Below are 9,228 nucleotides of genomic sequence, written 5' to 3'. Positions count from 1 at the left end.
GGAAGCTAAGCCTTTCAGCGCCGATGGTACTGCAGGGGGGACCCTGTGGGAGAGTAGGACGCCGCCGAACAATCATTGCGGAAGCCCCGCACCAAACCCTTCGGGGTTCGGTGCGGGGCTTTCTGCGTTTACGGCCCGCGCCGTTTGGTGCGACCCTGCGCTTCACCAGTCGGCGGGGTAGCTCTTGAGGCTGCTCGTTTCGAGGGTCCAGCGGCCGGCGGTGACGGTGTCCCCGAAGGCGTAGGGCACGGTCTTGCGGAAGCGGATGCCGTCGGGCCCTGTTGAGGGATCGCTGTGTACGGTGACGGTCTTCTTCTCCTTGCGGGGGTCTACGACGACATACAGCGGGACCCCCATCCTCGGGTAGTCGTGCAGCTTGTCGCGGATGTCGGTGAGCGAGTTCGTGCGTGAGACGACTTCCACCACCATCAGGACATCGCGGGAGTTGACGACCTTTGCCGTGTCGTCGGTGTCCTCTTCCGCGATGACCATGAGATCGGGCACCTTTGTGAGGCCGGTTTGAGGATCGCCCATGTTCGTGTCGTTGAGGGCCATGACCTCTGGTGTCTGGGCCTCGATCTGGCGGCGCAGCCGGACCACGTTGAGCCCGTGGGGGGCCGTAGGGCTCATCATCGTGAGGAAGATCTGACCATCGGTGGTCTGCACCTTCCACTGGTCCTCCTGGTGCTCGGCCAGCTCCGCGAGCTGCTCCGCGAAATCGTGCATGCGGCGCATCTGCTCGGGGGTGAGGTCGGCCATGGTGTCCTCCTGGTGGGTGCGCGACCAGCGTATCCAGCCCGCCACGGTGAAACCTTGTAGTTCGGGAGGCTAGAGGCGGCCGGCGGCCTTGAGGGCGAGGTAGGCGTCGGCCAGGGCCGGGGCCAGGGTGTCCGGGGTGGCGTCGACGACGTGGACGCCGTGGCGGGTGAGCTGGTCCGCCGTGCGGCGGCGTTCCGTCTGGGCCTGGGTGCCGGCGGCGGCTTCGTAGACCGCGTCGACACTGCCGCGAGACGTTGTCATGTCAGCGACGTGCGGGTCGGCCACGGAGGCCACCAGGACCGTGTGGCGCTGGGTGAGGCGCGGGAGGACGGGGAGCAGGCCCTCTTCGATGGGGGCCTTGTCCAGGCTCGTCAGGAGGACCACCAGGGAGCGGCGCGGGGCGCTGCGCAGGATGGTGGACACCAGCGTGCGGGAGTCCGTCTCGACCAGTTCTGCTTCCAGCGGGGCCATCGCGTTCACGAAGGACGGCAGGACGTCGGCCGCGGGGCGGCCCTGGACCTGGGCGCGGGGGCGGCGGTCGTGGGCCAGCAGGTCCACGCGGTCGCCGGCGCGGGTGGCGAGGGCGGCCAGCAGCAGGGCCGCGTCCATGGCGGAGTCCAGGCGGGGGGCGTCGCCGACGCGGCCGGCCGAGGTGCGGCCGGTGTCCAGGCAGATCAGGATGTGCCGGTCGCGTTCGGGGCGCCAGGTGCGGACGGCCACCTTGTGCTGGCGGGCCGTGGCGCGCCAGTCGATGGAGCGGGTGTCGTCGCCGGGGACGTAGTCGCGCAGGCTGTCGAACTCGGTGCCCTCACCGCGGGTCAGGAGGCTGGTGCGGCCGTCCAGTTCGCGCAGCCGGGCGAGCCGGGAGGGCAGGTGCTTGCGGCTGGTGAAGGGGGGCAGGACGCGGACCGTCCAGGGGACGACGTGGGTGCCCTGGCGGGCCCACAGGCCCAGCGGGCCGTACGAGCGGATCGTGACGCGGTCGGCCGTGCGGTCGCCGCGGCGGGTGGGCCGCAGGCGGGTGGTCAGGCGGCGGCGCTCGCCCGCGGGGACGGTGACCTCGTGGCGGGAGGCCGCGATCTCCGTCCCGGGCAGCCAGCTGCTCGGGGGCCACGCGTCGCGGACGCGGGCGCGCAGTGTGCGGCCGCTCGGGTTGGTCACCGTGAGGTGGACGTCCGCGGTTTCGCCCAGGCGGACCGAGGTGTCGCCCGAGCGGGACAGGCCGAGGGTGCGGACCGGCGCCGCGAGGGCGTGGTCGATCGCGCAGGCCAGGGCGAGCGGGCCGTTGACCGCGATGATCCCCGCCCAGCTCGGTTCGAGGATGCCGACGGGGATGCTGCCGAGGGCCGCCAGCAGGGCGGCGCGTCCGGTGAGGGCCATCAGCGCGGGACGGGGACGTGGGAGAGGATCGCGGTGATGACGGCGTCGGCCTTGACCCCCTCCATCTCCGCTTCCGGGCGCAGCTGGACGCGGTGGCGGAGGGTGGGCAGGGCGAGGGCCTTGACGTCGTCGGGGGTGACGTAGTCGCGGCCGGTGAGCCAGGCCCAGGCGCGGGCGGTGGCCAGCAGGGCGGTCGCGCCGCGCGGGGAGACGCCGAGGGTGAGGGACGGCGATTCGCGGGTGGCGCGGCAGACGTCGACGACGTAGCCGGCGATCTCGGGGGAGACGGAGACCTTGGCGACGGCTTCGCGGGCGGCTTCGAGCTGGTCGGGGCCGGCGACCGCGCGGACGCCCGCGGCGTGCAGGTCGCGGGGGTCGAAGCCGGCGGAGTGCCGGGTGAGGACGGCGATCTCGTCCTCGCGGGAGGGCAGCGGCACGGTGAGCTTGAGCAGGAAGCGGTCCAGCTGGGCTTCGGGGAGGGGGTACGTGCCCTCGTACTCAAGCGGGTTCATGGTGGCCGCGACGAGGAAGGGCTCGGGGAGCGGGCGCGGGGTGCCGTCGACGGTGACCTGCCGTTCCTCCATCGCTTCGAGGAGGGAGGACTGGGTCTTGGGAGGGGTCCGGTTGATCTCGTCCGCGAGGAGGAGGTTGGTGAAGACCGGGCCGTTCTGGAAGGAGAACTCGGCGGTGCGGGCGTCGTAGACGAGCGAGCCGGTGACGTCGCTGGGCATCAGGTCGGGGGTGAACTGGACGCGCTTGGTGTCGAGTTCGAGGGAGGCGGCGAGGGCCCGCACGAGGAGGGTCTTCGCGACGCCGGGGACGCCTTCGAGGAGGACGTGGCCGCGGCACAGGAGTGCGACGACGAGACCGGTGACGGCGGAGTCCTGACCGACCACGGCCTTGCCGATCTCGGTGCGGAGCGCTTCGAGGGAAGCGCGGGCGCTGTCCGCGGCGGCGGACTCGGTGGCCGGGTACGTCATGACGTACGGACCTCTCTTTCGAGGGCGTCGAGGTGGTCGGCGAGCGCGACGAGTGCCGCGTCGTCGGAAGGGGTGGGGCCGAAGAGGAGGGTGTTCACGTCCCGGGTTCCGTCCGTGAGGCGGGCGGAGACCGAGGGGACCAGTGCCGAGGGGTCGTGGGCCTGGGAGTGCGGGACGCCGACCAGCGCGGCCAGGCGTTCGCGGGCGGCGGCGCGCAGCACGGTGGCGGCGCGGTCGCGGGCTCCGGCCTTGCGGTAGAGGCGGGCGCGGCCCTCGGTGGCCTCGGAGGCGCGGATGGCGACGGGCAGTTGCTCGGTGACGAGGGGGCCGTGGCGGCGGCCGCGCCAGAGGGCGGCGAGGGCGGCGGCGACGAACAGCTGGAGCAGGGCCCAGGACCAGCCGGCGGGGATGAGGTCGAAGAGGGTCTTGTCCTCGTCGGCGGCGCCGGCGTCCGGGTCGGTGTCGGCGAGGGAGGGCAGGTACCAGACGAGGTCCGGGCGGGAGCCGAGGAGTTGGAGGGCGAGGGAGGCGTTGCCCTCCTTCGCGAGGCTCTCGTTGAGGAGGATCGTCTCGGAGCCGAGGATGACGGTGTCGCCGCCGGTGGTGCCGGTGGGCAGGACGAGGAGGGTGGGGTGGCCGTCGCTGGGGTAGCAGGCGGTGGCCCCGGGGAGGGTGGTGCTGTACCGCAGGCCGGTGCCGGTGGTGGCGCGGCCGGCCGTGGTGGCTGCGGGCAGGGCGCAGGCGGGGGCGAGGGCGGCGGCGGTGAAGCCCTGCTCGGTGCGTACGCCGGGGGCCAGGCCGGGCAGGCTCGGGCCGTCGGGGCCGAGGAGGACCGTACGGCCGCCGGAGAGGTCCATGGCGGAGCGGACGGTCCGGCGCTGGGCTTCGCCGAGCAGGGCGGGGTCGGTGACCAGGAGGGTGGTGCCGGGTCCGGATGCGGCGGCGGCCTCGCGGGCGGTGGTGACGACGCGGGTGGTGACTCCGCGCTCCTTGAGGAGTTCGGCGACGGCCCGGCTGCCGGTGGGGTCGGCGGAGCGGGGGTCGAGGTAGCCGTGCCGGGTGCCGCTGTCGAGGGCGGCGAGGGCGACCGCGGAGCCGAGGAGGATGGCGAGGACGGCCAGGACGGCGCGGGCCCGGCGCCAGAGGGTCGTGCCGCTGGGGGCGGTGGAGGTGGACCCCCAGGCCGGTGTGGTCGGGGTGGGGCCGGTCATGCGGTGGGTCCCGTCAGGAGCGGCTTGGCGCGGTCCAGGGTGAGGTCGAGGGCGCGCAGCCGGTCGTAGGTCTCGGGGTCGCCGGTGCGGCCGCCGTAGGTGACGTCGTCGAAGGCGCGGGCGGCGGCGCGCAGGTCTGCGGCGTGGTCGGGGAGGGACACGGCGGCTTCGGCGGCCGCCTCGTCGGCGGTGCGGCCGGGGCGGGGGTCGAGGAGGGTGCGTTCCTCCAGGGAGCGGACGACGGCGCGCATGCGTTCCTGGACGGCTTCGGTCCAGCGGCCGGCGGCGGCGTGGGCGTCGGCGGCCTTGCGGTGGTCGGCGGCGCTGCGGATCCCGTCGTCGAAGAGGGTGCCCGTGTCACTGGTGGCCCGGCGGGGTGAGCCGAGGCGCCACCACAGGGCGGCGATGACCAGGACGACGAGGGCGAGGATCACGAGGAGGCCGACCGCGCCGCCGGGGGCTGCCCCGGAGGCGCGGTCGAAGAGTCCGCCGACCCAGTCCCAGAAGCGGTCCAGGGCGCGGTCCAGCAGGCTCGGGTCGTTCTGGTGGTACAGCCGCTTCGACAGTTCGTGCTCGGCCGCCTCGCGGGCGGGTTCGCGCGGTGTCGTCACCGGTGGTGTCTCCGCGCGCGGCAGCAGTGCCGCGGCGTGGTTGATGAGGCCCCCCGTGCTCATCATCGGTGCATCAGCCTCCGGTCACCGGTCCGTCGGCGGGCTGTGCGGTGGTCGCGTCGTCGTTCTCGACGCCGGCGGCCCGGGCGAGTTCGAGGTCGAGTGCCTCGCGGCGGATGCGCTGGTCGATGTAGAGGAGGCTGGTGACGCCCGTCTGCATCGGCATGGTGACGGCGGCGCCGATGACCGAGCCGATCGCGGCGATGACCAGGAAGGTCGTGCTCTGGGTGGCGGAGCCGTCCATGAAGCCCCGGAGGCCGCCCGGGGCCACGAACATGGCGGTGATCGCGAAGGGCATGACGATGATCGCGGCCGTGACCTTGGTGATGAGGGCGGTGAGCAGGCTGATCCCGCAGACGCGCCACCAGGAGCCCTTGACGAGCTTGGCGGAGCGCTTCAGGGCGTCGCTCACGCTGCCGCGTTCCAGCATCAGCGCGGGCGGTGCCAGCAGGAAGACCACGTAGAACCAGGCGAGCAGGACGACGCCGACGGGGACGCCGAGCGCGATCAGGACGGGGCTGTCCGCCAGGATGCCGGGAAGCATCGGCAGGACTCCGGCGGCGAGCGAGCCCAGGAGCAGGACCAGGGTCAGGCCGAGCATGCGGCCCCACAGGGGGCGCAGGGCGCGCAGGGTCGAGGAGAGCGTGGAGCTCTGGCCGAGGACGGCGCTGCTGACGACGGGTGCGAGGAGCGCGGTGATCAGGAACAGGCCGAGGATCTCGACGTAGTAGTTGAAGACGTAGAAGAGCATGACGTCGCCCACGGCGTCGAGCGCCTCGGAGGGGCTGGCCTGTCCGCGGGGGCCGAACGCGGCGGTGTTCACCGTGGCGCGCTGTACGAGGACGAGGGCCAGCTGGAACAGGGCGGCGACGACCAGGCTGATGGAGAGCACGGGGCGCCAGTGGGCGCGCAGGGTGCTGACCGCGCCGTCGAGGATCTCGCCGAGGCCCAGGGGGCGCAGCGGGATCACGCCGGGCTTGGCGGCGGGGGGCTTGCCCCACTGGCCGGGGCCGCCCGGGTAGCCGTACTGCCCGGAGGGGCCGTACTGGCCCGCGTACGGGGCGCCGGGCGCTCCGCCGGGCTGCTGGCCGTAGGGCTGGCCGTACGATCCCCAGCCCTGGCCCTGCGGTGCCTGCGGGGCGTTCTGGCCGGTGGGCCGGGGTGCCTCGGTGCCCGGGCTCGACCACTGGCCGGGCGGGGGCTGCTCGGACGACCACTTCTGGTCGCCGGCGGGCTGTGCGGGCTGGCCCGGCGGCTGGGTGGCGCCGGAGCCGGACTGGTCGGCTGGTGCCCCCGGCCGCTCGCCGTCGGACGGAGAGGATCCGGGCGTAGCCCAGCCCGGAGAGTCGTTCATCGTCGCTCCTTCACGTGCACCTGCTGCGGCGGGGGCGCTGGTCGCTGCCATCGTGCCACGTGGGGTCCACGAACGGACCAGCCGTCCCCCCGGATCCTCGGCAGCCCGTACCTTCAATTGTCACCCGGATCCGGGGCAGACTGGTCGACCTGATCTCCACGCAGGTCCGAGGGGCGATTTCCAGCCCTTTTGGCTGTGGGACAGCTCACCGCCAGGTAACGATTAGCTAATGGGATGATGTCAACCATGAAGGGACGCGTCCTTGTCGTCGACGACGACACCGCGCTGGCCGAGATGCTCGGCATTGTGCTGCGTGGAGAAGGTTTTGAGCCGTCGTTCGTAGCGGACGGTGACAAGGCACTGGCTGCCTTCCGGGAGGCGAAGCCGGATCTGGTACTGCTCGACCTCATGCTGCCCGGAAGGGACGGCATAGAGGTGTGCAGGCTGATCCGGGCCGAGTCGGGGGTGCCCATCGTCATGCTCACCGCCAAGAGCGACACGGTGGACGTCGTCGTGGGCCTGGAGTCCGGTGCCGACGACTACATCGTCAAGCCGTTCAAGCCGAAGGAGCTGGTGGCCCGTATCCGGGCCCGCCTGCGCCGGTCGGAGGAGCCCGCACCCGAGCAGCTGGCCATCGGTGACCTCGTCATCGACGTGGCCGGGCACTCGGTCAAGCGGGACGGTGCCTCCATCGCCCTGACCCCGCTCGAGTTCGACCTGCTGGTCGCCCTCGCGCGCAAGCCCTGGCAGGTGTTCACCCGTGAGGTGCTGCTGGAGCAGGTCTGGGGCTACCGGCACGCGGCGGACACCCGGCTGGTGAACGTGCATGTGCAGCGGCTGCGCTCCAAGGTCGAGAAGGACCCGGAGCGCCCCGAGATCGTCGTGACGGTGCGCGGTGTCGGCTACAAGGCCGGACCCAGCTGACGTGCAGCCCGGCAGGGACCGGGGCGGTTCCCGCCGGGGGCTCCTGCGGGGCGCCCGGCTGCTCCAGGAGGGGGCGCCCGCCGGCCGTGTGCTGCGGCTGTTCGTACGTCTCGTACAGCGGCCGCTGCTTCCGGCTGTCCGGCTGTGGCGGCGCAACATCCAGCTCCGGGTGGTCGCGGCGACCCTGCTGATATCGCTGGCCGTGGTCCTCGCGCTCGGCTTCGTCGTCATCGCCCAGGTCAGCAAGGGCCTCCTCGATGCCAAGGAGGAGGCCGCGCAGAGCCAGGCCGCGGGCGGGTTCGCGGTCGCACAGGAGAAGGCCAACACCCCCGCGACGGTGGACGGGCCCGACGCCACGGACAACAAGGTCGGCCGTGACGCGAGCACCTGGATGAACTCGCTCGTCAAGCAGCTGGCCAGTGGTGGCCAGACCGCCTTCGAGGTGGTCGCGCTCGGCGCGGGCACCGGGGTGGAGCAGGCCGGCCCCAATGCGCTGGGCGTCCGCGGAGCCCGTGCTTCCGGCAATGTGGACCCGACCGCGAGCGTCCCGCTGGAGCTGCGCCGGGCCGTCAACCACGCCACCGGGGCCTTCAAGACCTTCTCGGAGATCCGGTACACCGCCGGGGCCGGGGAGAAGGCGCCCGGGCCCGCGCTGGTCGTGGGCAAGCGGCTCACCGACATCAACGGGGAACCGTACGACCTGTACTACCTCTTCCCGCTGACCCAGGAGGAGGAGTCCCTCAACCTGGTCAAGGTCACCATCTCCACCGCGGGCCTGTTCGTCGTGGTCCTGCTGGGCGGTATCGCCTGGCTCGTCGTGCGCCAGGTCGTCACCCCCGTACGGATGGCCGCCGGGATTGCCGAGCGGCTCTCCGACGGGCGGCTCCAGGAGCGGATGAAGGTCACCGGCGAGGACGACATCGCCCGTCTGGGCGAGGCCTTCAACAAGATGGCGCAGAACCTCCAGAACAAGATCCAGCAGCTGGAGGAGCTGTCCCGGATGCAGCGCCGCTTCGTCTCGGACGTCTCGCACGAGCTGCGGACCCCGCTGACGACGGTACGGATGGCCGCCGACGTCATCCACGACGCCCGGGTCGACTTCGACCCGGTCACCGCGCGCTCCGCCGAACTGCTCGCCGGGCAGCTGGACCGGTTCGAGTCGCTGCTGTCCGACCTGCTGGAGATCAGCCGCTTCGACGCGGGGGCGGCCGCGCTGGAGGCGGAGCCCATCGACCTGCGCGACGTCGTGCACCGCGTCATCGACGGGGCCGAGCCGCTCGCCGAGCACAAGGGCACCCGCATCCGCGTCCTGGGCGACACGCAGCCCGTCATCGCCGAGGCGGACTCCCGGCGCGTGGAGCGGGTGCTGCGCAACCTCGTCGTCAACGCCGTGGAGCACGGCGAGGGCCGCGACGTGGTGGTGCGCCTGGCCTCCGCGGGCGGGGCCGTCGCCGTCGCCGTACGGGACTACGGCGTCGGCCTGAAGCCCGGCGAGGCCACCCGCGTCTTCAACCGCTTCTGGCGGGCCGACCCGGCGCGGGCGCGCACCACCGGCGGGACGGGCCTGGGCCTGTCCATCGCCGTCGAGGACGCCCGGCTGCACGGCGGCTGGCTCCAGGCCTGGGGGGAGCCCGGCGGGGGCTCGCAGTTCCGACTCACCCTGCCGCGCACCGCCGACGAGCCGCTGCGGGGCTCTCCCATCCCGCTGGAGCCCGAGGACTCCCGGGGCAACCGGGCCAGGGCCGCCGCGGAGGCCGCGGGCGGCGCGGCGGAGCGGCAGCCGGCCCACGCCGGCGACCACTCGCCGATGCCTCCCAGGTCGCCGGTGGCCAACGCGATGCCCGTACCCGCCGACCCGACGGCCCTGCCCGGCAGCGGGGCCCGGGTGGTGGCCCGGCCGGCCGAGCAGTCAGCACAGGAGGACCGAGGAGCCGATGGAGGCTGAGCCC

General features: G+C 73.1%; 8 protein-coding genes. 2 read left to right on the top strand and 6 right to left on the bottom strand.

From position 1 onward, the window contains the following. Nucleotides 1-162 precede the first annotated feature (162 nt). From AB0D94_RS28590 to AB0D94_RS28565, 6 genes are read right to left on the bottom strand one after another with little or no spacing between them, the layout of a single operon-like run. On the bottom strand, nucleotides 163-804 hold the full coding sequence (locus tag AB0D94_RS28590; RefSeq protein ID WP_362057215.1) for a Uma2 family endonuclease: 642 nt from the start codon (nucleotides 802-804) through the stop codon (nucleotides 163-165). Nucleotides 805-828: 24 nt separating this feature from the next. Beyond that, complete coding sequence (locus AB0D94_RS28585; protein WP_362057213.1) at nucleotides 829-2,139, bottom strand: DUF58 domain-containing protein; 1,311 nt, start codon at nucleotides 2,137-2,139, stop codon at nucleotides 829-831. Next, on the bottom strand, nucleotides 2,139-3,119 hold the full coding sequence (locus tag AB0D94_RS28580; protein ID WP_362057210.1) for a MoxR family ATPase: 981 nt from the start codon (nucleotides 3,117-3,119) through the stop codon (nucleotides 2,139-2,141). The genes AB0D94_RS28585 and AB0D94_RS28580 overlap by 1 nt, the downstream gene beginning before the upstream one ends. Then, nucleotides 3,116-4,330 carry a DUF4350 domain-containing protein gene (locus AB0D94_RS28575; protein WP_362057207.1) on the bottom strand — a complete coding sequence of 405 codons (1,215 nt, stop codon included), beginning with the start codon at nucleotides 4,328-4,330 and terminating at the stop codon, nucleotides 3,116-3,118. The genes AB0D94_RS28580 and AB0D94_RS28575 overlap by 4 nt, the downstream gene beginning before the upstream one ends. Further along, complete coding sequence (locus tag AB0D94_RS28570) at nucleotides 4,327-5,004, bottom strand: DUF4129 domain-containing protein (protein WP_362057237.1); 678 nt, start codon at nucleotides 5,002-5,004, stop codon at nucleotides 4,327-4,329. The genes AB0D94_RS28575 and AB0D94_RS28570 overlap by 4 nt, the downstream gene beginning before the upstream one ends. Before the next feature lie 10 nt (nucleotides 5,005-5,014). After that, nucleotides 5,015-6,355 (bottom strand): hypothetical protein, encoded by a 1,341-nt coding sequence (locus tag AB0D94_RS28565; RefSeq protein ID WP_362057204.1) that lies wholly within the window; start codon nucleotides 6,353-6,355, stop codon nucleotides 5,015-5,017. A 234-nt stretch (nucleotides 6,356-6,589) separates the two neighbouring features. Here AB0D94_RS28565 and mtrA point away from each other — a divergent pair, with 234 nt between their 5' ends. After that, a complete protein-coding gene (gene mtrA / locus AB0D94_RS28560; protein WP_189747360.1) occupies nucleotides 6,590-7,279 on the top strand; it encodes a two-component system response regulator MtrA in 690 nt (229 codons plus the stop codon). A gap of 88 nt (nucleotides 7,280-7,367) precedes the next feature. Then, nucleotides 7,368-9,224 carry an MtrAB system histidine kinase MtrB gene (gene mtrB / locus AB0D94_RS28555; protein ID WP_362057234.1) on the top strand — a complete coding sequence of 619 codons (1,857 nt, stop codon included), beginning with the start codon at nucleotides 7,368-7,370 and terminating at the stop codon, nucleotides 9,222-9,224. Nucleotides 9,225-9,228 lie beyond the last annotated feature (4 nt).

It is taken from the genome of Streptomyces sp. NPDC048255, assembly GCF_040652415.1.
GTDB lineage: Bacteria > Actinomycetota > Actinomycetes > Streptomycetales > Streptomycetaceae > Streptomyces.
The sequence above is the reverse complement of the archived record's forward strand: the minus strand, read 5'-3'. Positions and strand labels throughout refer to the sequence as shown.